22 protein-coding genes are annotated in these 24,689 nt (G+C 56.9%); 15 read left to right on the top strand and 7 right to left on the bottom strand.

The genetic code is table 11. The features are described 5' to 3' along the window. The first annotated feature begins 2 nt into the window (after positions 1–2). Complete coding sequence (locus tag ACDO57_RS22440; RefSeq protein ID WP_008501794.1) at positions 3–1,106, top strand: glycerol dehydrogenase; 1,104 nt, start codon at positions 3–5, stop codon at positions 1,104–1,106. A gap of 83 nt (positions 1,107–1,189) precedes the next feature. On the opposite strand, the gene katG is transcribed toward ACDO57_RS22440, so the two are convergent. The 4 genes from katG to metB form a co-directional block, all read right to left on the bottom strand. Next, on the bottom strand, positions 1,190–3,370 hold the full coding sequence (katG, locus tag ACDO57_RS22435) for a catalase/peroxidase HPI (RefSeq protein ID WP_090420868.1): 2,181 nt from the start codon (positions 3,368–3,370) through the stop codon (positions 1,190–1,192). 209 nt (positions 3,371–3,579) lie between these two features. Beyond that, positions 3,580–4,470 carry a methylenetetrahydrofolate reductase gene (gene metF / locus ACDO57_RS22430; RefSeq protein ID WP_024909186.1) on the bottom strand — a complete coding sequence of 297 codons (891 nt, stop codon included), beginning with the start codon at positions 4,468–4,470 and terminating at the stop codon, positions 3,580–3,582. A gap of 226 nt (positions 4,471–4,696) precedes the next feature. Then, the gene (locus ACDO57_RS22425) at positions 4,697–7,129 is read right to left on the bottom strand and encodes a bifunctional aspartate kinase/homoserine dehydrogenase II (RefSeq protein ID WP_024909187.1); all 2,433 of its coding nucleotides are present in this window, start codon (positions 7,127–7,129) and stop codon (positions 4,697–4,699) included. Positions 7,130–7,131: 2 nt separating this feature from the next. Next, entirely contained in the window at positions 7,132–8,292 is a 1,161-nt protein-coding gene (gene metB / locus ACDO57_RS22420) for a cystathionine gamma-synthase (RefSeq protein WP_024909188.1), read from the bottom strand. Positions 8,293–8,568: 276 nt separating this feature from the next. Here metB and metJ point away from each other — a divergent pair, with 276 nt between their 5' ends. Then, a complete protein-coding gene (gene metJ, locus ACDO57_RS22415) occupies positions 8,569–8,886 on the top strand; it encodes a met regulon transcriptional regulator MetJ (RefSeq protein ID WP_015966498.1) in 318 nt (105 codons plus the stop codon). 48 nt (positions 8,887–8,934) lie between these two features. On the opposite strand, the gene rpmE is transcribed toward metJ, so the two are convergent. Further along, positions 8,935–9,147: a 50S ribosomal protein L31 gene (gene rpmE, locus ACDO57_RS22410; protein WP_003862040.1), complete on the bottom strand. Its 213-nt coding sequence runs from the start codon at positions 9,145–9,147 to the stop codon at positions 8,935–8,937. Positions 9,148–9,347: 200 nt separating this feature from the next. Here rpmE and priA point away from each other — a divergent pair, with 200 nt between their 5' ends. The 7 genes from priA (at position 9,348) to rraA (ending at position 17,304) form a co-directional block, all read left to right on the top strand. After that, a complete protein-coding gene (priA, locus tag ACDO57_RS22405; RefSeq protein ID WP_370884603.1) occupies positions 9,348–11,543 on the top strand; it encodes a primosomal protein N' in 2,196 nt (731 codons plus the stop codon). 119 nt (positions 11,544–11,662) lie between these two features. Next, complete coding sequence (gene cytR, locus ACDO57_RS22400) at positions 11,663–12,688, top strand: DNA-binding transcriptional regulator CytR (protein WP_023309683.1); 1,026 nt, start codon at positions 11,663–11,665, stop codon at positions 12,686–12,688. A gap of 93 nt (positions 12,689–12,781) precedes the next feature. Next, complete coding sequence (ftsN, locus tag ACDO57_RS22395; protein WP_024909191.1) at positions 12,782–13,768, top strand: cell division protein FtsN; 987 nt, start codon at positions 12,782–12,784, stop codon at positions 13,766–13,768. Positions 13,769–13,862: 94 nt separating this feature from the next. Beyond that, positions 13,863–14,393, top strand: a complete 531-nt coding sequence (hslV, locus tag ACDO57_RS22390; RefSeq protein WP_008501802.1) for an ATP-dependent protease subunit HslV — start codon at positions 13,863–13,865, stop codon at positions 14,391–14,393. Positions 14,394–14,402: 9 nt separating this feature from the next. Continuing rightward, positions 14,403–15,737, top strand: a complete 1,335-nt coding sequence (gene hslU / locus ACDO57_RS22385) for an HslU--HslV peptidase ATPase subunit (protein ID WP_023309685.1) — start codon at positions 14,403–14,405, stop codon at positions 15,735–15,737. A gap of 68 nt (positions 15,738–15,805) precedes the next feature. Beyond that, the gene (gene menA / locus ACDO57_RS22380; protein ID WP_032648463.1) at positions 15,806–16,726 is read left to right on the top strand and encodes a 1,4-dihydroxy-2-naphthoate polyprenyltransferase; all 921 of its coding nucleotides are present in this window, start codon (positions 15,806–15,808) and stop codon (positions 16,724–16,726) included. 92 nt (positions 16,727–16,818) lie between these two features. Beyond that, a complete protein-coding gene (gene rraA, locus ACDO57_RS22375; protein WP_023309687.1) occupies positions 16,819–17,304 on the top strand; it encodes a ribonuclease E activity regulator RraA in 486 nt (161 codons plus the stop codon). Positions 17,305–17,696: 392 nt separating this feature from the next. On the opposite strand, the gene zapB is transcribed toward rraA, so the two are convergent. Then, on the bottom strand, positions 17,697–17,936 hold the full coding sequence (zapB, locus tag ACDO57_RS22370; protein ID WP_010436935.1) for a septal ring assembly protein ZapB: 240 nt from the start codon (positions 17,934–17,936) through the stop codon (positions 17,697–17,699). 410 nt (positions 17,937–18,346) lie between these two features. Here zapB and ACDO57_RS22365 point away from each other — a divergent pair, with 410 nt between their 5' ends. From ACDO57_RS22365 to fpr, 4 genes are all read left to right on the top strand, one after another. Then, positions 18,347–19,192 carry an MIP/aquaporin family protein gene (locus ACDO57_RS22365; RefSeq protein WP_014885705.1) on the top strand — a complete coding sequence of 282 codons (846 nt, stop codon included), beginning with the start codon at positions 18,347–18,349 and terminating at the stop codon, positions 19,190–19,192. Between the two features lie 21 nt (positions 19,193–19,213). Beyond that, a complete protein-coding gene (gene glpK / locus ACDO57_RS22360; protein WP_014885706.1) occupies positions 19,214–20,722 on the top strand; it encodes a glycerol kinase GlpK in 1,509 nt (502 codons plus the stop codon). A gap of 88 nt (positions 20,723–20,810) precedes the next feature. Further along, positions 20,811–21,821, top strand: coding sequence for a class II fructose-bisphosphatase (glpX, locus tag ACDO57_RS22355; RefSeq protein WP_024909193.1), 1,011 nt, complete (start codon positions 20,811–20,813; stop codon positions 21,819–21,821). Positions 21,822–21,917: 96 nt separating this feature from the next. Continuing rightward, positions 21,918–22,664, top strand: a complete 747-nt coding sequence (gene fpr, locus ACDO57_RS22350) for a ferredoxin--NADP(+) reductase (protein WP_024909194.1) — start codon at positions 21,918–21,920, stop codon at positions 22,662–22,664. Here fpr and ACDO57_RS22345 read toward each other — a convergent pair whose 3' ends face one another. Next, positions 22,665–23,084: a DUF805 domain-containing protein gene (locus ACDO57_RS22345; RefSeq protein WP_023333860.1), complete on the bottom strand. Its 420-nt coding sequence runs from the start codon at positions 23,082–23,084 to the stop codon at positions 22,665–22,667. 112 nt (positions 23,085–23,196) lie between these two features. Here ACDO57_RS22345 and ACDO57_RS22340 point away from each other — a divergent pair, with 112 nt between their 5' ends. Beyond that, complete coding sequence (locus ACDO57_RS22340; RefSeq protein WP_024909195.1) at positions 23,197–23,793, top strand: DUF1454 family protein; 597 nt, start codon at positions 23,197–23,199, stop codon at positions 23,791–23,793. A 111-nt stretch (positions 23,794–23,904) separates the two neighbouring features. Beyond that, entirely contained in the window at positions 23,905–24,672 is a 768-nt protein-coding gene (gene tpiA, locus ACDO57_RS22335) for a triose-phosphate isomerase (RefSeq protein WP_014172206.1), read from the top strand. Positions 24,673–24,689: the final 17 nt, after the last annotated feature.

Raw genomic sequence — 24,689 nt, 5'->3', positions numbered from 1 at the left:
TTATGGACCGTATCATTCAATCGCCGGGGAAATATATCCAGGGCGCTGATGTGCTTACCCGTCTCGGCGACTACCTGAAACCCCTGGCCAATCGCTGGCTGGTGGTCGGCGATAAATTTGTGCTGGGTTTTGCCGAAGAGACCCTGCGTCAGAGTTTTAAAAAAGCCGAACTGCATGCCGAAATCGCGCCGTTTGGTGGTGAATGTTCACAAAATGAAATCGATCGCCTGAAAAAGCTGGCTGACAGCGCCGACTGCCTGGCAGTGCTGGGCATTGGCGGCGGTAAAACGCTGGATACCGCCAAAGCGCTGGCCCATTTCATGGACGTACCCGTCGCTATTGCGCCAACTATCGCCTCCACCGATGCGCCATGCAGCGCCCTTTCCGTCATTTACACCGACAGCGGTGAGTTCGATCGCTACCTGATGCTGCCTCACAACCCGAACATGGTTATCGTCGATACCAAAGTGGTGGCGGGTGCGCCTGCGCGTCTGCTGGCCGCCGGGATTGGCGATGCGCTGGCGACGTGGTTTGAAGCACGCGCCTGCTCGCGCAGCGGTGCGACCACCATGGCGGGCGGCAAATGTACGCAGGCAGCACTTGCGCTGGCCGAGCTGTGCTACAACACGCTGGTTGAAGAGGGTGAAAAAGCCATGCTGGCGGCGGAACAGCATGTGGTTACACCGGCGCTGGAACGCATTATCGAAGCCAACACCTATCTCAGCGGCGTAGGCTTTGAAAGCGGCGGTCTGGCGGCGGCACACGCTATTCATAACGGCATGACGGCGGTGCCGGACGCGCATCACTTCTATCACGGCGAAAAAGTGGCGTTTGGTACCCTGACGCAGCTGGTGCTGGAAAACGCGCCGGTAGAAGAAATAGAGACCGTCGCCGCGCTTTGTCACAGCGTTGGGCTGCCGATCACGCTGGCACAGCTGAACATCAAAGAGGATATCCCGGCGAAAATGCGTCTGATCGCGGAAGCGTCCTGTGCGGAAGGAGAAACCATCCACAACATGCCCGGCGGCGTAACGCCGGATCAGGTATATGCGGCACTGCTGGTGGCCGACCAGTATGGGCAGCGGTTCCTGCAGGAGTGGGAGTAAATAGCGTGAATAAAAATCCCCGCATCAGCGGGGATTTTTTTGCCCGTAGGCCGGGTAAGCGTTAGCGCCACCCGGCACAAGGGTTACTGCAGGTCAAACCGGTCCAGATCCATCACCTTCGCCCATGCGGCAACGAAGTCGCGGACAAACTTCTCATGCGCATCATCGCTGGCGTAAACCTCTGCCAGCGCGCGCAGAACGGCATTCGAACCGAAGACCAGATCGGCGCGGGTGGCGGTATATTTCACTTCACCGCTGGCGCGATCGCTTCCGGCAAACAGCTCATTGGATTCGTCGGTCGCCTTCCACTGCGTGTTCATGTCCAGCAGGTTCACGAAGAAATCGTTGCTCAGCACGCCCTCGCGGTCGGTGAACACGCCATTCTTGCTGCCATCAAAGTTGGCACCCAGCACGCGCAGGCCGCCGATCAGCACCGTCAGCTCCGGCGCGGTCAGCGTCAGCTGCTGGGCTTTGTCGATCAGCAGTGACTCCGTGGTGGACACATCCACCTGCGCACGGTAGTTGCGGAAACCATCGGCAACCGGTTCGAGCAGGTTAAACATCTCGATATCCGTCTGATCCTGACGCGCATCCACGCGACCTGGGGCGAACGGTACGGTGACGTACACGCCTGCGGCTTTTGCGGCCTGCTCAACGCCTACCACGCCCGCCAGCACGATGATATCGGCCAGTGAGGCTTTGTTGGTGGTGCGCTGAATAGCTTCCAGAGCCGGCAACGCGCGAACCGCCGCGGCGTTCACATCCCAGTCGCGCTGAGGCGCCAGCGCCAGACGCGCGCCGTTAGCGCCGCCACGCTTATCGCCACCGCGGAAGGTTGAAGCTGACGCCCAGGCAACGGAAACCAGTTCGCTCACGGACAGACCAGAGGCCGCAATTTCCGCCTTCAGGCTTTCAATGTCTTCTTTCGACGGGTTGAACACCGCCTGCGGCAGCGGGTCCTGCCAAATCAGATCTTCTTTCGGCACTTCCGGGCCAAGGTAACGCGATTTTGGCCCCATATCACGGTGGGTCAGCTTGAACCAGGCACGCGCGAAGGCTTCGTTGAAGGCCTGCGGATCGTTCAGGAAGCGGCGGGAAATTTTCTCGAATTCCGGGTCAAAACGCAGCGTCAGGTCGGTGACCAGCATGGTAGGTTTGCGTTTTTTCGACGGGTCGAACGGATCGGGCATGATTTCCGGTGCATCTACGGCTTCAAACTGAATCGCCCCTGCCGGGCTGCGGGTCTGCACCCATTCGTATTTGAACAGGTTTTCGAAGAAGTAGTTGCTCCACTGCGTCGGGGTTTGTGACCAGATGACTTCCAGACCGGAGGTAATGGCATCAGCACCCACGCCCGTGCCGAGCGTGCTCGCCCAGCCCAGTCCCTGCGCTTCAATTGGTGAGGCTTCCGGGTCGGTACCCACGTGGGTGGCTTCACCCGCGCCGTGAGTCTTGCCGAGGGTGTGGCCGCCTGCAATCAGCGCCACGGTCTCTTCATCGTTCATGCCCATGTTGCCGAAGGTCGCGCGAATCGCTGCCGCCGCTGACAGCGGTTCACCGCTGGCGTTTGGCCCTTCCGGGTTCACGTAGATCAGGCCCATTTCGGTGGCGGCCAGAGGACGCTTCGCCAGCGCTTCCGGATCGCGGTGGGTCAGCCAGGCTTTTTCATCACCCCAGTTTACGTCCAGATCCGGTTCCCAGACGTCTTCACGCCCGGCGCCAAAACCAAAGGTGCGGAAGCCGGAGTTCTCCAGCGCCACGTTACCCGCGAGGATAAACAGGTCAGCCCAGGAAATTTTTTGTCCGTATTTTTGCTTGATGGGCCACAGCAGACGGCGCGCCTTATCCAGGCTCACGTTATCCGGCCAGGAGTTCAGCGGCGCAAAGCGCTGTTGACCGCGTCCTGCGCCACCGCGTCCGTCAACGGAGCGATAGGTACCCGCGCCATGCCAGGCCATACGGATAAACAGGCCCGCATAGCTGCCCCAGTCGGCAGGCCACCACGGTTGGGAGTCGGTTAAAAGTGCTTTGAGATCGCCTTTCAGCGCGGAGTAATCAAGCTTGCTAAATTCTTTGCGGTAGTCAAAGTCTTCACCCAGCGGGTTCGAACGATTGGAATGTTGGTTAAGAAGATCGATGCGGAGTTGTTTTGGCCACCAGTCGCGGCTGCCTGTACCTGCGCCCGCGCTGTGATCGACGCCGCCCTGATGGAACGGGCATTTGCCGACTGATGCCGCTTTATTGGTTTCGTCTGACGTGCTCATCGCTATGCTCCCTTTTACAGTGTTACCGTTACGATATACGCCCTTGTTGATAAGGTATAGTTGAGATAACCCACAGATTCGATAGTTAAATCCGTTTAATTTCTCATGGAAAATACATGAGTTTTGTACGTCAAAGGCAGCATTGCTGATATGGCAGGAAAATAAAACCCTTATAAATCAAAAAACCCTCCGAAGAGGGCTCTTTTTTGTTACACGCCTGGTCTAACGCCGAGCGTGTGGCATATGGCGTAACTCATCTCAGCACGGTTCAGCGTGTAGAAGTGGAAATCCTTCACCCCTTCACGACTTAAGATCTTCACCATGTCCATCGCGATATTTGCGCCCACCAGCTTGCGTGTTTCCGGGTCATCGTCCAGCCCCTCGTACATTTTAGACATCCAGAGAGGAATACGCACATTGGTCATATCAGCAAATTTCTTCGCCTGTTTGAAGTTAGAGACCGGCAGAATACCCGGGATAATTTCAACGTCGATGCCCGCGGAGACGCAGCGGTCACGGAAGCGCAGATAGCTTTCCACATCAAAGAAGAACTGAGTAATGGCGCGGTTTGCGCCGGCATCCACCTTACGCTTGAGGTTAAGCAGATCGGCCTGAGCGCTTTTCGCTTCCGGATGCACTTCAGGATAAGCGGCCACGGAGATATCAAAGTCCGCCACCCCCTTCAACAGCCCCACCAGATCGGCGGCATACATGTCCGGCTTACCGCTCCCAGGAGGCAGGTCACCGCGCAATGCGACAATATGACGGATACCGTTATTCCAGTAATCCTGGGCGATGGCGCGCAGCTCGTCGCGGGTGGCGTCGATACAGGTGAGGTGCGGGGCCGCTTCGAGACCGGTGCGATCTTTGATGCCTTTAATGATGCTGTGCGTACGGTCACGCTCGCCGGAGTTCGCACCGTAGGTCACGGAGACAAACTTCGGTTTCAGGCTGCTGAGACGATCGATAGAGCTCCAAAGGGTTTGCTCCATTTCACTGGTGCGCGGCGGGAAAAATTCAAAAGAGACGTTAATCTGGCCGTTTACTTCGGCCAGGCTCTGATTCAGTGCTTCCCGCTGGTTGGCGTGAAAAAAGCTCATACCTTACCTCTATCAATCGCGTGTCATTGTCTGTTGTGTTGTGAACTTCTATACGTTTAGACGTCCAGATGTAAAAATGACGGAAAAGCGGAGGGACGTCAATAGAAATAATCAACAATAACGGTGAGGTTTGCTCAGGGAATATGAGAAAAATTCAAGATGAGGGTGAGTGCGGTCTGATGCCCTCACCCTAACCCTCTCCCACAGGGAGAGGGAAATGCAGATGTTACAGCAGCTTAGCCAGACGGTTGATGTCGGACTGGATGGCCCCGGCGGTGACATCGCGCCCCGCGCCCGGACCGCGGATCACCAGCGGGTTATCGCGGTACCAGCGGCTTTCGATGGCGAAGACGTTATCGCACGGCAGCAGCGCCGCCAGCGGATGTTCAGGACGCACCGCCTCGACACCGACTCGCGCTTTTCCGTTGGCCTCGAAACGCGCCACATAGCGCAGCACCAGCCCCATCTCGTTCGCCGCTTCCAGACGCTGCACCATTTGCTCGTTAAGCTCTTCTCCATTTTCAAAGAAATGGTCCACAGAACCTTCTTCACAGCCGGCAGGCACCAGCGATTCGACGCGTACGGAATCCGGTTCGATGTCATAACCGGCTTCACGCGCCAGGATCACCAGCTTACGCATCACGTCTTTACCGGAGAGATCAACGCGCGGATCGGGTTCCGTTAAGCCCTGCTGCCACGCCTGATCCACCAGGTCGGTGAACGGAACGGTGCCGTCAAATTGCAGGAACAGCCAGGAGAGCGTGCCGGAGAAGATACCGCTCAGCGCCAGAATGCTGTCGCCGCTTTCAATCAGGTCACGCACGGTGTGGTTTACCGGCAGGCCTGCACCCACGGTGGCGTTATACAGCCAGTGGCGCCCCGTTTTTTCAAACGCGTCGTGGATCTGACGGTATTTATCGGTGCTGCTCGCCCCCGCCAGCTTGTTGGCGCTGATGACGTGGAAACCGTGGCTGGCGAAATCAAGGTACTGATCGGCAAGCTGTTCGCTGGCGGTCACGTCCAGCACTACCAGGTCATCGTAAGGGTGCGCGCGCATCCACAGGAACAGCGACTCTTCATCCTGCTCTACGGCTTCATCATTAAAGAAGGCAAGCGCGCGGCTGGCGTCCAGCCCTTCGTAGTTCAGCAGGCTGCGGCGGCTGTCCACTACGCCCGCGAGAATGAATTCGAACCCGGTACGCGCCGAGAGCGTGACCTGTTCGCGGGCGAACAGCTCCAGCCAGCGGGAACCGATGTTGCCTTTACCAAACAGCACCAGGCCGATGCGCTTTTCCGCGCGGAACAGGGAGGTGTGCAGACCCTGAATCAGGCTTTCGGTTGGCCCTTTGCGCAGAACGGCCACCAGGCTGATGCCCTCTTCCGACTGCCAGGTGAACTCCACCGGCTGGCCTTTCAGCTGCTGCCAGAAGCGGTGGCAGTGCAGCGGGTTACGGGTGACGCCCGCGCCCACCATCGCCACCAGCGCCAGCCCCTGACGCAGGCGAAGCTCGCCCGGCAGGCCCGCTTCATCCAGAATTTTCAGGGCGCTGTCCGCCACTTCAGCGGTATAGCAGAACTGCAGCAGCTGGCGGTCATTGTGGACGCCAACGGCCAGCGGGCGCACCTGAGCACGCTTTAACACCAGGTCGATCTCTTTATGCGCCAGTTTGAAGTCCTGGCCCGCAGGCACCTGGAACTCAATCAGGCAGATGTCGTCGTGGCTGGTGACAATACGCGCCCCGGTGCCGGACGCCAGTACGCGTTCAATACGGGTAGAGCCTTGATCCGGGGTGTAGCTGCAGCGCAGCTGGAGGTCGATATCGCTGCCGGAAACCGGCTGCAGCGTGCGCGCGTGCAGTACCGGCGCCGCCAGACGCGCCAGCTCGCTGGCTTCGTCGAGACGCAGCAGCGGCAGCAGACAGGCATCTTTCACTTTACGCGGGTCGGCGCTGTAAACACCGGCCACGTCGCTCCAGATGGTGACGCGGGACACGCCCGCCAGGGCACCGATTTGCGTTGCCGAGTAGTCGGAGCCGTTACGGCCCAGCAGCACGGTTTCACCCGCGTTGCTGCGGCTGATAAAGCCGGTAACCACAATACGTTTGCCCGGATGCTGCACCAGCAGCTGTTGCAGCAGCGGATAGGACAATCCTTCATCCACCTGCGGCTGCGCGGCGCGTTCGGCGCGCAGGAAATCACGCGCATCGAGCCAGGCCGCCTCCACGCCCAGGTGTTGCAGCACCGCGGCCATCAGGCGCGCGGACCACACTTCACCGTGGCCCACCACTTCGGCATACACCGCATCGGTGATCCCGCTGTCCAGCAGGGCGGCCAGACGCTCAAGGTCATGGGTAAAGGCACTGATCAGCCCGTCCGCTACGTCCGCAGGCAGCAGGCCAGCAATCAGCTCGCTCTGGTAACGACGTAAGGACTGTTGCACCTGATGCGCAGAAAGGCGATCGGTCTGGCTCAGTTTCAGCCAGCTAATCAACTGGTTGGTGGTGCTGCCCGCCGCCGAGACAACCATCATGTCACCCGGCTGTGAATATTCCGTCATGATCCCTGCGACACGCAGGTAACATTTCACATCAGCAAGACTACTACCACCAAACTTGTGCAGCTGACGACCCTTCGCCCCTGCCTGCGCTATCACACTCATGATTACCCCTTGGCTGCGATCCGGAAGCCATTTTCCAGATCGGCAATTAAATCTTCAGAATCTTCAATACCGGTTGAGATCCGCAGCAGCGTCTCAGAAATCCCGGCGGCGGCACGTGCTTCCGGTGCCATACCTGCGTGCGTCATGGTCGCGGCGTGGGAGATCAAGCTTTCAACCCCACCTAAGGATTCCGCCAGCGTAAACAATGACAGCCCGCTCAGGAAGCGACGCAGCGTTTGCTCGTCACCGTCCAGTTCAAAACTTAACATCGCGCCAAACCCTTTCTGCTGGCGCGCGGCAATTTCGTGCCCCTGATTTTCCGGTAGCGACGGGTGATAGAGCTTCTTCACCAGCGGCTGGTCTTTCAGGAAATCGACAATCGCCTGGGCATTGCGTTGCGCCACTTCCATGCGCGGCGACAGCGTGCGGATGCCGCGCAACAGCAGATAGCTGTCGAAGGCACCCGCGGTGACGCCAATATTATTGGCCCACCATGCCAGTTCGGTGACAACGTCGGGATCTTTGGCAATCACCACGCCCGCTACCACATCAGAATGGCCGTTCAGATATTTAGTGCATGAATGCAATACCAGATCGGCACCCAGTGCGAGTGGGTTCTGAAGGGCCGGACTGAGGAACGTATTATCCACTACACTTATCGCTCCCGCATCCCTTGCGAGCTGACAAATTTTCGCAATATCGACAACGCGCAACAATGGATTGCTTGGACTTTCCACCAGAACCAGCTTTGGCTTCTCTGCCAGCGCCTGTTTCAGCGCCTGTTCATCGTTTTGATCGACAAACAGTACGCGATAGCAGCCGCGTTTTGCCAGGCTATCAAACAGGCGATAGCTGCCGCCGTAGCAATCGTGCGGCGCAACCAGCAGGTCACCTGGTTTCAGGAACACGGTGGTCACCAGGTGAATGGCGGACATCCCCGTATTGGTTAATACGGCGCCTGCGCCACCTTCCAGCTCGGCCAGCGCGCGCTGGGTCACGTCACGCGTAGGGTTGCCACGACGCGAGTAATCATGCGCGCGGGGTTCATTAAATCCGGTGAAGTTGTAGGTACTGGAAAGATGAATGGGCGGGACAACGCAGCCGTACTGCTCGTCATCATTTAATCCGCTACGCACTGCGATAGTGGCCTGTTTACGCGTCATGGTGAGGGCTTCCTGGCGAATGAGGTGAAAAGTCAGGCACCAGAGTAAACATTGAAAGTATGGACGTCAATACATCTGGACATCTAAACTTCTTTGCGTATAGATTGAGCAATGCGCAAATAGCCGTTAAAATTATATGCTTTAGTGCACGCTGCAGCGGCAATATCCGTGCCACGGTATCGTCTCTACGGTAAACTAGGCAAGATTGCGGTTCAAAACGAGTGGTTACAGGTTTTGCACCTTTAGATAAATGACTGAGAGGATTAAAGGTATCTCATGGCTGAATGGAGCGGCGAATATATCAGCCCATACGCTGAGCACGGTAAGAAGAGTGAACAAGTAAAAAAAATTACGGTTTCTATTCCTCTGAAGGTGTTGAAGATCCTCACCGATGAACGTACGCGTCGTCAGGTGAACAACCTGCGCCACGCAACCAACAGCGAGCTGCTGTGCGAAGCGTTTCTGCATGCGTTTACCGGTCAACCGTTGCCGAACGATGAAGATCTGCGTAAAGAACGCAGTGATGAAATCCCGGAAGAGGCGAAGGTGATCATGCGTGAACTGGGTATTGACCCGGAGACGTGGGAATACTGAGAAGCGGATACAAAAAAGGCACCTTGCGGTGCCTTTTTTTCGGGAAACTTATTTAGCGCCCGGGATGCTGAAACGCTTGTTGAAGCGGTCAACACGGCCACCGGTTGCAACATCACGCTGCTTACCAGTGTAGAACGGGTGGCATTTGCCGCACACGTCCAGGTTCAGATCGTGACCCACGGTAGAGCGGATCTGGATAGAGTTACCGCAAGAACAGTTTGCAGTAATCATTTCGTATTTCGGGTGAATATCTTTTTTCATGGGAGAACCTCAGTTAAGGCCGCGTCGCTCTTCCAGCCCTAACGCCAGACACCACGCGATGTTGATTGTAAGTTCTTTGGCGTAAAGTACACCAAAGGCGGCGAATCATACAGAATTTGACCAACGTATGCAAACTGATCCGCACGCCGCTTTCACTAATGTGTATACTAACGCGCCACTTTTCAAGTCAGGAAGATTCGATGCCCGTCGCTCACGTTGCCCTTCCCGTTCCGCTTCCCCGCACCTTTGACTACCTGCTGCCCGACAGCATGAGCGCCAAAGCGGGCTGTCGCGTGACCGTGCCGTTTGGCAAACAGCAGCGCGTGGGAATTGTTGTCTCCGTCAGCGATCGAAGCGAACTGCCGCTCAATGAACTGAAGTCGGTGGTTGAGGTGCTCGACAGCGAGCCCGTTTATTCCACCAGCACCTGGCGACTGCTGCTGTGGGCGGCGGATTATTATCATCACCCCATTGGCGACGTCCTGTTCCACGCCCTGCCCATCATGCTGCGCCAGGGCAAAAGCGCCAGCCATGCGCCGATGTGGTACTGGTTTGCTACGGAAGATGGACAGGCCGTCGACATTAACAGCCTCAAGCGCTCACAGAAACAGCAGCAGGCCCTGGCGGCGCTGCGTCAGGGGAAAATCTGGCGGCATCAGATCGACGAACTTGAAGTCAGCGAAACGGCGCTACAGGCATTAAGAAAGAAAGGGTTGAGCGACCTGGCAAGCGAAGCGCCTGCCCTTTACGACTGGCGCGAGAGTTTCTCCGTTTCAGGGGATCGCCTGCGTCTGAATACCGAACAGGCCACCGCCGTTGGCGCGATTCATAGCGCCTCCGATCATTTCTCCGCCTGGCTGCTGGCGGGCGTGACGGGCTCCGGCAAGACGGAAGTCTACCTGAGCGTGCTGGAAAACGTGCTTGCGCAGGGCAAACAGGCGCTGGTGATGGTGCCGGAAATTGGCCTGACGCCGCAAACCATCGCCCGCTTTCGCGAACGCTTTAATGCGCCGGTTGAGGTGCTGCACTCCGGCCTGAACGACAGCGAACGTCTCAGCGCCTGGCTGAAAGCGAAAAACGGCGAAGCGGCGATTGTGATCGGCACTCGCTCGTCGCTGTTTACGCCGTTTAAAAATCTTGGCGTTATCGTGATCGACGAAGAACACGACAGCTCCTATAAACAGCAGGAAGGCTGGCGCTATCACGCCCGCGATCTGGCTGTTTATCGCGCCCACAGCGAGCAAATTCCTATTATTCTCGGCTCCGCCACGCCTGCGCTCGAAACGCTGCACAACGTGCGCCAGCGTAAATACCATATGCTGCGCCTGACGCGTCGCGCGGGGAATGCCCGTCCGGCCATTCAGCACGTACTGGATCTGAAAGGTCAGCAGGTCCAGGCCGGGCTTGCGCCTGCATTGATTACCCGCATGCGCCAGCATTTGCAGGCGGGCAATCAGGTGATCCTGTTTCTTAACCGTCGCGGATTTGCACCCGCCCTGCTGTGCCACGACTGCGGATGGATTGCCGAGTGCCCGCGCTGCGACCACTACTATACCTTCCACCAGGCCCAGCGGCATTTACGCTGCCACCACTGCGACAGCCAGCGTCCGGTGCCGCGCCAGTGTCCGTCATGTGGTTCCACGCATATCGTGCCGGTGGGTCTGGGAACGGAACAGCTGGAACAGGCCCTTGCGCCCTTCTTCCCCGACGTGCCCCTGTCCCGAATCGACCGGGACACCACCAGCCGCAAAGGGGCGCTGGAGCAGCAGCTGGCGGAAGTGCATCGCGGCGGCGCGCGCATCCTGATCGGCACCCAAATGCTGGCCAAAGGCCACCACTTCCCGGACGTGACGCTGGTCGCCCTGCTGGACGTGGACGGCGCGCTGTTCTCGGCAGATTTCCGCTCAGCCGAGCGCTTCGCTCAGCTTTATACCCAGGTGGCAGGGCGCGCCGGGCGTGCTGGTAAACAGGGCGAAGTGGTATTGCAAACGCACCACCCGGAGCACCCGCTGCTGCAAACCCTTCTGCACAAAGGCTATGACGCCTTTGCCGAGCAGGCGCTGGCCGAACGCCAGACCATGCAGCTGCCGCCGTGGACCAGCCACGTCATCATCCGCGCGGAAGACCACAACAACCAGCAGGCGCCACTTTTCCTGCAGCAGCTGAGAAACCTCCTGCAGGCCAGTCCGCTGGTGGATAATCAGCTGTGGATTTTGGGTCCGGTGCCGGCACTCGCACCAAAGCGTGGCGGACGTTTTCGCTGGCAAATTTTGCTCCAGCACCCCTCTCGCGTTCGTCTTCAGCACATCGTCAGCAGCGCGCTGGTGCTGATTAACACCCTGCCCGAAGCGCGAAAAGTGAAGTGGGTACTGGACGTCGATCCCATCGAAGGCTGAAGACGGATCGAAAAATTTAACGCTCCTCACACTTTTTATGAAAATTCTGTAACCGATTCCATTAACTATCTGTAAAAATGGTGATGTCAGAAGTTCGGTGTTCAGGCGAGGAGAAGACGTTGAAGTCCAGGAAAGAGGTTGCACCGGCGACCATGAAAGACGTTGCCCAGAAAGCGCAGGTCTCTACGGCAACGGTATCCCGCGCATTAATGAACCCGGATAAAGTCTCCCAGGCGACCCGTAACCGGGTGGAGCAGGCTGCGCTTGAAGTGGGCTATTTCCCACAGGCGATGGGGCGTAACGTCAAACGCAATGAGTCGCGCACCATCCTGGTGATCGTACCGGACATCTGTGACCCTTTCTTCAGCGAGATTATCCGCGGTATTGAAGTCACCGCAGCGGAACAGGGTTACCTGGTGCTGATTGGCGACTGTGCTCACCAGAACCAGCAGGAAAAAACCTTCATCGATCTCATTATCACCAAGCAGATCGACGGCATGCTGCTGCTTGGCTCTCGCCTGCCGTTTGATGCCAGCATTGAAGAACAGCGTAATTTACCGCCGATGGTCATGGCCAACGAGTTTGCGCCAGAGCTGGAGCTGCCGACGGTCCACATTGATAACCTCACCGCCGCATTCAACGCCGTAAACTATCTCCAGGAACTGGGGCATAAGCGTATTGGCTGTATTGCCGGACCGGAAGAGATGCCGCTGTGTCACTACCGCTTACAGGGCTACGTTCAGGCGCTGCGCCGTACCGGCGTCACCGTCGATCCGCACTACATTGCGCGCGGTGATTTTACCTTCGCTGCGGGTGGACAGGCGCTGGAGAAACTTCTGGACCTGCCTGAGCCGCCAACCGCCGTATTTTGTCACAGCGACGTGATGGCGCTGGGTGCATTATCGTATGCCAAACGCCGCGGCCTTCGCATACCAAAAGATTTATCGATCATCGGATTCGATAATATTTCGCTTTCGGAATTTTGCGATCCGCCGCTCTCAACGGTCGCTCAGCCGCGCTATCAAATCGGCCGCGAAGCAATGCTTCTGCTGCTGGATCAGCTTCACGGTCAAACAGTTAGCAGCGGCTCGCGGTTGCTGGACTGCGAACTGATTGTTCGCGGCACGACCCAGGCATTGACTTAAAGTAAACGTCTTTCGGATACCCTTATCTGGTCAAAGCCCCGCCGCTTAAGTAACATGGCGGGCTGACGAACGAATAAATACAGCGAAACGATAGTGGCACAACGAGATTATGTACGTCGCGGCCAGCCGGCACCTTCGCGACGCAAAAAGAGTAGCTCAAGGAAAAAGCAACGTAACCTGCCTGCTGTCTCGCCAGCAATGGTCGCTATTGCTGCGGCTGTAGTCGTCGCCTTTATTGGTGGCCTGTACTTTATCACGCACCATAAAAAAGAAGAGTCTGAGGCGCTTCAGGCCAGTAAAGTCGCCGGAAACGGCCTTCCTCCAAAGCCTGAAGAGCGCTGGCGCTATATCAAAGAGCTGGAAAGCCGTCAGCCTGGGGTACGTGCGCCAACCGAACCTTCTGCGGGTGGTGAAGTACAGAATGCGAATCAGCTGACGGATGAACAGCGTCAGCTGCTGGCACAAATGCAGGCCGATATGCGCCAGCAGCCTACGCAGCTGAACGAAGTACCGTGGAATGAGCAGACGCCAGCGCAGCGCCAGCAAACGCTGCAGCGACGTCAGGCACAACAGCAGATTCAGCAGCAGCAGTGGGCGCAAACCCAGCCGGTGCAGCAGCCTAAAACGCAGCCGCGGGTAACGGAACAACCATACCAGCAGCAGACGCGTACGGTACAGTCTCAGCCTGTCCAACAGCAGCCGAAAACGCAGCCGCAGAAACAGGCGGCTCAGCCGTATCAGGATCTGCTCCAGACGCCAGCGCATACCACCGCGCAGCAGCCGAAAACGCAGCAGGCCGCACCGGTCACCAAAGAGACCGAAGCGCCGAAGCAGACGGCGGAGAAAAAAGATGAGCGCCGCTGGATGGTACAGTGCGGTTCGTTCAAAGGTGCCGAGCAGGCGGAAACGGTACGTGCTCAGCTGGCCTTTGAAGGGTTTGATTCGCGTATTACCACCAATAACGGCTGGAATCGCGTGGTGATTGGTCCGGTCAAAGGCAAAGAAAATGCCGATGGCACCATTTCGCGTTTGAAAGTCGCCGGCCACACAAACTGCATTCGACTCGCCTCCGGGGGTTGAAACCCCCGAAATCCCCCCCATCTATCATTTAATTCAGCCCTGAGCACAGGCTCAGGGCTTCTGTTTCCCGATTCTGTAACCAGGGGGTCTGCTCGTGACAACAATAGTAAGTGTACGCCGTAACGGCCATGTGGTAATCGCCGGTGATGGCCAGGCCACGCTGGGTAATACCGTCATGAAAGGCAACGTGAAGAAAGTGCGCCGTCTCTACAACGACAAAGTGATCGCCGGTTTTGCAGGCGGCACGGCGGATGCCTTCACGCTGTTTGAACTGTTTGAACGCAAACTGGAAATGCACCAGGGTCATCTGGTGAAAGCTGCCGTTGAGCTGGCGAAAGACTGGCGTACCGACCGCATGCTGCGCAAGCTCGAAGCGCTGCTGGCGGTCGCCGATGAAACCGCATCGCTTATCATCACCGGTAACGGTGACGTGATTCAGCCGGAAAATGACCTGATTGCCATCGGCTCTGGCGGCCCTTATGCCCAGGCTGCTGCCCGCGCGCTGTTGGAAAATACCGACATGAACGCGCGTGATATCGCGGTGAAGGCGTTGGATATTGCAGGTGATATCTGCATCTATACCAACCACAACCACACCATCGAAGAATTGACCTCCAAAGCGTAAGGATCTCCCATGTCTGAAATGACCCCACGCGAAATTGTCAGCGAACTGAACAAACACATTATCGGCCAGGATAACGCCAAGCGCTCCGTGGCTATCGCCCTGCGTAACCGCTGGCGTCGTATGCAGCTTGACGAAGAGCTGCGCCACGAAGTCACGCCGAAGAACATTCTGATGATCGGCCCGACCGGCGTCGGTAAAACCGAAATCGCCCGTCGTCTGGCGAAGCTGGCCAACGCGCCGTTCATCAAAGTTGAAGCCACCAAGTTCACCGAAGTGGGCTACGTGGGTAAAGAAGTGGACTCCATCATCCGCGATCTGACCGACTCGGCGATCAAAATGGTGCGCGTCCAGGCGATCGAGAAAAACCGCTATCGCGCGGAAGAGATGGCCGAAGAGCGCATTCTCGACGTGCTGATCCCACCGGCAAAAAACAACTGGGGCCAGGCAGAACAGCAGGCGGAACCGTCCGCTGCGCGTCAGGCGTTCCGCAAGAAACTGCGTGAAGGCCAGCTGGACGACAAAGAGATTGAGATCGATCTCGCTGCCGCACCAATGGGTGTGGAAATCATGGCGCCTCCGGGCATGGAAGAGATGACCAGCCAGCTGCAGTCCATGTTCCAGAACCTGGGCGGCCAGAAGCAGAAAGCGCGTAAGCTGAAAATTAAAGACGCAATGAAGCTGCTGATTGAAGAAGAAGCCGCGAAGCTGGTGAATCCGGAAGAGCTGAAGCAGGACGCTATCGACGCGGTTGAGCAGCACGGCATCGTGTTTATCGACGAGATCGACAAAATCTGTAAGCGCGGCGGCAACAGCTCCGGCCCGGATGTGTCCCGCGAAGGCGTTCAGCGCGACCTGCTGCCGCTGGTTGAAGGCTGCACCGTCTCCACCAAGCACGGCATGGTGAAAACGGACCACATCCTGTTTATCGCATCAGGTGCCTTCCAGGTTGCCAGCCCGTCGGATCTGATCCCGGAACTGCAGGGCCGTCTGCCTATCCGCGTTGAGCTGCAGGCGCTGACCACCGAAGATTTCGAACGTATCCTGACTGAGCCAAACGCCTCTGCTACCGTACAGTACAAAGCGCTGATGGCGACCGAAGGCGTGAACCTCGAGTTCACCGAAGACGGTATCAAACGTATTGCCCAGGCTGCATGGCAGGTGAACGAAACCACCGAAAACATCGGTGCGCGTCGTCTGCATACCGTGCTGGAACGCCTGGTCGAAGATATCTCTTACGACGCGAGCGACCTGAACGGTCAAACCGTTACCATTGACGCAGAATATGTGAGTAAACATCTGGATGCGTTAGTGGCAGATGAAGATCTGAGCCGTTTTATCCTATAATCGCGGTTACTGGATTCTCATCACGTTTAATGGGGGCTAATGCCCCCATTTTTATTGGCTAAATACTTATGACTGACATCAGCCGTACTCAGGCGTGGCTCGAAAGTCTGCGCCCTAAAACACTTCCTCTGGCCTTTGCCGCGATTATCGTCGGCACCGCCCTTGCCTGGTGGCAGGGTTATTTTGATCCGCTGGTCGCCGCGCTGGCATTGATTACCGCCGGCCTGCTGCAAATCCTCTCCAATCTCGCCAACGACTACGGTGACGCGGTAAAAGGCAGCGACAAGCCGGACCGCATAGGGCCACTGCGCGGAATGCAGAAAGGGGTGATTACCCAGGCGCAGATGAAGCGCGCGCTGATTATCACCGTGGTGCTGATCTGTGCATCCGGCCTGGCGCTGGTGACGGTGGCATCTAAGACTCCCAGCGATTTCATTGGCTTCCTGGTGCTGGGTTTACTGGCCATTATCGCAGCCATTACCTACACCGTCGGCACGCGTCCTTACGGTTATATTGGGCTCGGTGATATCTCCGTACTGGTTTTCTTCGGCTGGCTGAGCGTGATGGGAAGCTGGTACCTGCAGGCGCATACGGTGATCCCTGCCCTGTTCCTGCCCGCGACCGCCTGCGGCCTGCTGGCGACGGCGGTGCTCAACATCAATAACCTGCGCGACATCGACAGCGATCGCGAGAATGGCAAAAATACTCTGGCGGTTCGTCTTGGGCCGGTCAATGCCCGCCGTTATCATGCCTGCCTGCTCACTGGCGCGCTGGTTTGCCTGGCGCTGTTTAACCTGATTTCGTTGCAGAGCGTGTGGGGCTGGCTGTTTGTGCTTGCCGCGCCGCTGCTGATTAAGCAGGCTCGCTTTGTGATGCGTGAGCTCAGCCCGTCCGCCATGCCGCCGATGCTGGAGCGCACGGTAAAAGGCGCGCTGCTGACTAACCTGTTGTTCGTCATCGGGATTGTCTTAAGCCAGACGCTCAGTTAGCTGACAAATATCAATTAACAATTGATGATTTTGCCAACAACGCATTTCGCACGATATACTGAACACATTCGCAGCAACTGAGCGTTAAACCTATGAAATACGATACCTCCGAGCTTTGTGACATCTACCAGGAAGATGTCAACGTCGTTGAACCGCTGTTCTCCAACTTTGGTGGGCGGTCGTCGTTTGGCGGACAGATCGTCACGGTGAAATGTTTCGAGGACAACGGGTTGCTGTACGATCTGCTCGAACAGAACGGCCGCGGCCGCGTACTGGTGGTCGATGGCGGCGGTTCCGTGCGCCGTGCATTGATTGATGCTGAGTTGGCCGGCATTGCCGTCCAGAATGAATGGGAAGGCCTTGTGGTATACGGCTCCGTGCGCCAGGTGGACGATCTGGAAGACCTGGATATCGGAATTCAGGCCATCGCGGCCATACCGGTAGGGGCGGCGGGTGACGGCATCGGCGAAAGCGACGTGCGCGTCAATTTCGGCGGCGTGACCTTCTTCTCCGGCGACCATCTCTACGCCGATAATACCGGCATTATCCTTTCCGAAGATCCGCTGGATATCGAGTAGTAAAACCGTAAGCGTGAACCATAAAAAAACCGCCAACAGCAATGTGGCGGTTTTTTTTGTCCCTCGGGATTCGCGGTCCGTTGGGAAGTCTACAGACTAACACCAAGGAACTTCATCATACTCTCGTCTAAACCTTGGGCAACCCCTCAGAACCTTTATAAAATCCTAATTGTCTATGAAAACCTTAACGCTATGGTTGATGCTCTTTATGATACAGCGTCCCTTTCCGCCATCTCGCAAATGGGCATCGGTCCAGGGAAAGGTGTATTCACTACCGTAAAGCAGGCTAACACCAGGGCTTTTTATGGTTGGATGTCAGTCAGCGAGAACCATAAAAAAAGCCGGGCGGCGGCATCGCCTTACCCGGCCTGTTCAGTTCATCCCAATGGGAATCAGACTTCTTCCATACGTCCCAACAGCGCCTGCAGGCGATCCTGCCAGCCGTTCTGCTGTTCGCGCAGCTGGTTGTTTTCGCGCTCCAGTTCTTCGCGGCCGTGCTGCGCGTTCTGAACTTCCTGCGCCAGGCTGTTGTTCTTCTCTTTCAGCTCTTCAATTTCCATCTGCAGCAGGGTGATGGTGTCAATCGCCTGCTGTACTTTCGATTCCAGTTTCTCAAACACTTCTAAAGACATGATGCTACCTCTCCTGAATTGCAAGGCGACGCTTTAACATAAACGCGCACGACATATACCGTCGATTGTATGGAGCGCGGCGCTCTGTGTCCAGCGACACACCGCGCAGATCGCGGTTTGCAACACTTTTAGGTCTGGTCCTGGTGCGTTCGCGTCATATACCCCTAAATTGTTAACTGATTCGTTAATGAAATGATTCAGCTCACATTCCTGTACCGATCCTGCACTGCTGCAAAAATGTGCTTTATGGCGCGAAAACGCTCATTTTATTGACGCAGACCACACATTTTGATTTCGATATTTCTCGTTTTTGCTCGTTAACGATAAATTAACACTATGTCTACAGGGCATCGTGGCTGTCACGGGCGGCCATGCTAACAATAAACATCAATTTCTTCAGGATTCCGATTATGAGTCAGACATCAACCTTAAAAGGCCAGTGCATTGCCGAGTTCCTTGGTACCGGGTTGTTGATATTCTTCGGAGTGGGCTGTGTCGCTGCACTGAAAGTGGCAGGTGCCAGTTTTGGTCAGTGGGAAATCAGTATCATCTGGGGTCTGGGCGTGGCGATGGCCATCTACCTGACCGCAGGAGTGTCTGGTGCACATCTTAATCCGGCGGTGACAATCGCACTGTGGCTGTTCGCGTGCTTCGACGGACGCAAAGTTGTTCCTTTCATTCTTTCTCAGTTTGCCGGCGCGTTTTGCGCAGCGGCGTTAGTTTACGGGCTTTATTACAATCTTTTCATCGACTTCGAACAGACGCATCATATGGTACGCGGCAGCGTCGAAAGTCTGGATCTGGCAGGCATCTTCTCAACCTACCCAAACCCGCATATCAATTTTGTGCAGGCGTTCGCAGTTGAAATGGTGATTACCGCTATTCTGATGGGCGTTATCCTGGCGCTGACCGACGACGGAAACGGCATTCCGCGCGGCCCGCTGGCCCCCCTGCTGATTGGCCTGCTGATTGCGGTGATTGGCGCCTCCATGGGCCCGCTGACCGGCTTCGCGATGAACCCGGCACGTGATATCGGACCAAAAGCGTTCGCCTTCATCGCAGGCTGGGGCGACGTCGCCTTCACCGGAGGCAAAGACATTCCTTACTTCCTGGTACCGCTGTTTGCGCCGGTTGTCGGGGCTGCGCTGGGTGCGTTCAGCTACCGCAAATTAATTGGTCGCCATTTACCGTGCGACACCTGTGTGGAAGAGGAGAAGGAAACGACTTCTACCGCACAACAAAAAGCTTCGCTGTAATCTGACTACGGGACACATACCATGACCGAAAAAAAATATATCGTTGCGCTCGACCAGGGCACTACCAGCTCCCGCGCTGTCGTAATGGATCATGACGCGAACATCGTCAGCGTGTCACAGCGCGAATTTGAGCAAATTTATCCTCGTCCAGGCTGGGTAGAACACGACCCGATGGAGATCTGGGCGTCACAAAGCTCCACGCTGGTCGAAGTGCTGGCGAAAGCCGATATCAGTTCCGACGAGATTGCCGCGATTGGTATCACTAACCAGCGTGAAACGACGATTGTCTGGGAACGTGAAACCGGTAAGCCTATTTACAACGCCATCGTCTGGCAGTGCCGCCGTACCTCTGAGATCTGCGAACAGCTGAAGCGCGACGGCATGGAAGAGTACGTGCGCAGCGCCACCGGTCTGGTGGTTGACCCGTATTTCTCCGGCACCAAAGTGAAATGGATCCTCGACCATGTGGAAGGTTCACGCGAGCGTGCTAAACGCGGCGAGCTGCTGTTCGGTACCGTTGACACCTGGCTCATCTGGAAGATGACCCAGGGACGCGTTCACGTCACCGACTACACCAACGCCTCGCGCACCATGCTGTTCAACATCAACACCCTGGAGTGGGATGACAAGATGCTGGACGCCCTGGATATCCCACGCGCGATGCTGCCTGAAGTGCGCAAGTCTTCAGAAGTGTACGGTCAGACCAACATCGGCGGTAAAGGCGGCACCCGTATTCCTATCGCCGGTATTGCTGGTGACCAGCAGGCGGCGCTGTTCGGCCAGCTGTGCGTCAAAGAAGGGATGGCGAAGAACACCTACGGCACCGGCTGCTTTATGCTGATGAACACCGGCGAGAAAGCGGTGAAATCAGAAAACGGCCTGCTGACCACCATCGCCTGCGGTCCACGCGGCGAAGTGAACTATGCGCTGGAAGGTGCGGTGTTCATGGCCGGTGCGTCTATCCAGTGGCTGCGCGACGAGATGAAGCTGATCAGCGATGCGTTCGATTCCGAGTACTTCGCGACCAAAGTGAAAGACACCAACGGCGTGTACGTGGTACCTGCGTTCACCGGTCTGGGCGCACCGTACTGGGATCCGTATGCACGCGGCGCAATTTTCGGCCTGACGCGCGGTGTGAACTCTAACCACATTATTCGCGCCACCCTGGAATCCATCGCCTACCAGACGCGCGACGTGCTGGAAGCGATGCAGGCTGACTCCGGCATTCGTCTGCACGCCCTGCGCGTGGACGGCGGTGCGGTCGCGAATAACTTCCTGATGCAGTTCCAGTCCGACATTCTGGGCACCCGCGTTGAGCGTCCTGAAGTGCGTGAAGTGACGGCGCTGGGCGCGGCGTATCTTGCCGGTCTGGCGGTAGGCTTCTGGCAGAACCTGGACGAGCTGCAGGAAAAAGCGGTGATCGAACGCGAATTCCGCCCGGGCATTGAAACCACCGAGCGTAACTTCCGCTACAGCGGCTGGAAGAAAGCGGTGAAACGCGCCCTGGCGTGGGAAGAGCACGACGAGTAAGCCCCCCAAAGGGGAGAGGGGACTTAAAACCCCCCTCCCCACTCTGTGATAAACTTCGTGCAATTCCTTTTGATTGCACGAGTACCTCATGAAACGTGAACTTGCTATCGAGTTTTCCCGCGTCACCGAAGCGGCCGCCCTTGCAGGCTATAAATGGCTGGGTCGTGGCGACAAAAATACCGCAGACGGCGCAGCCGTCCATGCCATGCGCATTGTCCTTAACCAGGTCAACATCGACGGCACCATCGTGATCGGCGAAGGCGAGATCGACGAAGCGCCAATGCTCTATATTGGTGAAAAAGTCGGTACCGGCAAAGGCGATGCCGTGGATATCGCCGTCGACCCGATCGAAGGTACGCGCATGACGGCAATGGGTCAGGCCAACGCCCTGGCGGTGCTGGCCGTAGGCGATAAGGGCTGCTTCCTTAACGCGCCAGATATGTACATGGAAAAGCTGATTGTCGGGCCTGGCGCAAAGGGCGCAATCGACCTCAGCCTGCCGCTGGAAGAGAACCTGCACAACATCGCCAAAGCCCTGGGCAAACCCCTTAGCGAACTGACCGTGACGATTCTGGCCAAACCGCGCCACGACGCCACCATCGCGCAGATGCAAAAGCTCGGCGTGCGCGTGTTTGCTATTCCTGACGGTGACGTTGCCGCCTCGATCCTGACCTGCATGCCGGACAGCGAAGTAGACGTGCTGTACGGCATCGGCGGCGCGCCGGAAGGTGTCGTCTCTGCGGCAGTGATCCGCGCGCTGGATGGCGACATGCAGGCTCGTCTGCTGCCCCGTCACGAGGTAAAAGGCGACAGCGAAGAGAACCGCCGTATCGGAGAAAACGAGCTGGCGCGCTGCGAAGCGATGGGCATCGAGGCCAATAAAGTGCTCGCGCTGGACGAGATGGCCCGTAGCGATAACGTTGTCTTCTCCGCGACCGGCATCACCAAAGGCGATCTGCTGAACGGTATCACCCGCAAGGGCAATATGGCGACGACCGAAACGCTGCTGATCCGCGGTAAATCGCGCACCATTCGCCGCATCCAGTCTATCCACTATCTCGACCGCAAAGACCCGGACGTACAGACGCACATTCTGTAAAACCGTTTGATCGATAGAGCTTTCCGGCCCTGACGGGCTGGAAATTGTCACCACAAGTACGGAAGATAGAACAGAGAAACAGCACAGGAGAAGATCATGGCGGACTGGGTAACAGGTAAAGTCACGAAAATAGAGTTCTGGACCGATGCGCTATTTAGTCTCACCGTCCATGCTCCCGTACACCCGTTTAAAGCCGGGCAATTCGCCAAGCTGGGGCTGGATGTCGACGGCGAACGCGTGCAGCGCGCCTACTCTTACGTTAACGCGCCTGATAACCCGGATCTTGAGTTCTATCTGGTCACCGTTCCGGACGGTAAGCTCAGCCCGCGCCTTGCCGCCCTCAAGCCCGGCGACGACGTGCAAATTGTGAGTGAAGCGGCAGGCTTCTTTGTGCTCGAAGAGATCCCTGATTGTGACACGCTCTGGATGCTGGCAACCGGCACGGCCATCGGCCCTTATCTCTCTATTTTGCAGTACGGCAAAGATCTGGAGCGCTTTAAAAACATCGTGCTGGTGCACGCTGCACGCTACGCTGCAGACCTGAGCTACCTGCCGCAGATGCGGGCGCTGGAACAGCAGTACGGCGGAAAGTTAAAGATTCAGACGGTGGTCAGCCGCGAAACCGTAGCAGGAGCGCTGACCGGTCGCGTGCCGGCGTTAATTGAGAGTGGAGCCCTGGAAGACGCGGTAGGTTTGCCGCTGAACGCTGAAACCAGCCACGTCATGCTGTGTGGCAATCCGCAGATGGTTCGCGACACGCAGCAGCTTCTGAAGGATACCCGGCAGATGACGAAACATCTTCGCCGCCGACCGGGCCATATGACCGCCGAACACTACTGGTGATCAGCGGTACTTCACCTCAACGGTGTCTTTACCGTATTTGTTTTCGCTCTGGGTGCCAATAAACGCGCCCAGATCGACAATCATCATCACGAAGATGACCGACGGCAGCAGCCTGCCCACAACCCACGGCAGGATGGACGGCAGCATCGCCCAGTTTCCCGCCACCAGCATCCACGCCAGAATAATCAGAAATGCCCACGCGCCGGAACGTCCGCGATCGTGCAGCCGTTTCACGACGACAGCCGCCGTTGGCCATAGCAGACAGACCAGCGCGAAGGCCGCCGTTTGCGTGCTTAGCCATGCGTTATAGGCAACGAAAAACAGAAGCAGCATGGCGACAATCCACGTCACCATCCAGATCCAGAAATCACGGCGTCCAATACGCCCTTTGAACGAAAACAGCCACTGCTGTATGGTCATGTAAGGTTCCTTATTATCGTATAGCGCGCATTTTACCCTGGAGTTGTGACCTTTTGACAAGCCGACCAGATATCGTTTTAATCATGAGCACTTACGGCCAGGGGCAATGTTGATGAAAAGTTCGGCACGTTCTCTCTTCCTGTGTTTAGCGCTGCTCAGCGTGGGTTATCCCCTGCACGCCGCCGAAACCACTGCCCCAACCACAGCTCCGTATCTGCTGGCGGGCGCGCCGTCATTCGATCAGTCCATCAGCGAGTTTCGTGAAACCTTCAATCAGGCCAACCCTACGCTGCCGCTGGATGAGTTTCGCGCCATCGATGGCCCCCGCGACACGCCTACCCTGACCCGTGCGGCAAGCAAGATTAACGAGAATTTGTATGCCTCCACGGCGCTGGAGCGCGGGACGTTAAAAATCAAAAGCATGCAAATCACCTGGCTGCCAATACAGGGGCCAGAGCAGAAAGCCGCTAAGGCGAAAGCGCTGGAGTACATGAGCGCGGTATTGCAGGCCTTTACCCCTGCGCTGACGAAAAAGCAAAGTCAGCAAAAGCTGCAAAAACTCCTTACCGCCGGGAAAAACAAGCGTTACTACGCCGATACCGAAGGCGCGATCCGCTATGTTGTAGCGGACAACGGCGAAAAAGGACTGACCTTCGCTGTTGAACCGATTAAGCTGGCACTATCTGACACTCTCGACGGGGCGAATTAATGACAAAAAGCAAAGCCTTTCGAGGGAAAATCTCTATACTGATTCACAGACCATGCTGCCCGACAGGGTGGCCATATTCCTTAATTCGCTTATTGAGCGTGGAGAATTGAAATGCGACATCCTTTAGTGATGGGTAACTGGAAACTGAACGGCAGCCGCCACATGGTAAACGAACTGGTTGCGAACCTGCGTAAAGAGCTGGCTGGCGTGACGGGCTGCGCGGTTGCTATCGCTCCGCCGGATATGTACCTGGATCTGGCTAAACACGCCGCTGACGGCAGCCACATCATTCTGGGCGCGCAGAACGTTGACGTTAACCTGTCTGGCGCGTTCACCGGTGAAACCTCCGCTGAAATGCTGAAAGATATCGGCGCGAAATACATCATCATCGGCCACTCCGAGCGTCGCACCTATCACAAAGAATCTGACGAGTTCATCGCGAAGAAATTCGCCGTGCTGAAAGAGCAGGGTCTGATCCCGGTTCTGTGCATCGGTGAAACCGAAGCTGAAAACGAAGCGGGCAAAACCGAAGAAGTGTGCGCACGTCAGATCGACGCTGTGCTGAAAACCCAGGGCGCGGCAGCGTTCGAAGGCGCGGTAATCGCTTACGAGCCAGTCTGGGCGATCGGTACCGGCAAATCAGCAACCCCTGCGCAGGCTCAGGCGGTTCACAAATTCATCCGTGACCACATTGCGAAAGCCGACGCCAAAGTCGCTGAGCAAGTGATCATCCAGTACGGCGGTTCCGTAAACGCCTCCAACGCTGCTGAGCTGTTCACCCAGCCAGACATCGATGGCGCGCTGGTTGGCGGTGCATCCCTGAAAGCGGACGCTTTCGCGGTGATCGTTAAAGCGGCAGAAGCGGCTAAACAGGCGTAATTGCCTTTGTGGCGGGT

Source organism: Enterobacter cloacae complex sp. 2015409, assembly GCF_041365315.1.
GTDB classification, from domain to species: Bacteria; Pseudomonadota; Gammaproteobacteria; order Enterobacterales; family Enterobacteriaceae; genus Enterobacter; species Enterobacter pseudoroggenkampii.
Note: the sequence above shows the minus strand (reverse complement) of the source record. Positions and strands in the feature narration are given on the sequence as shown.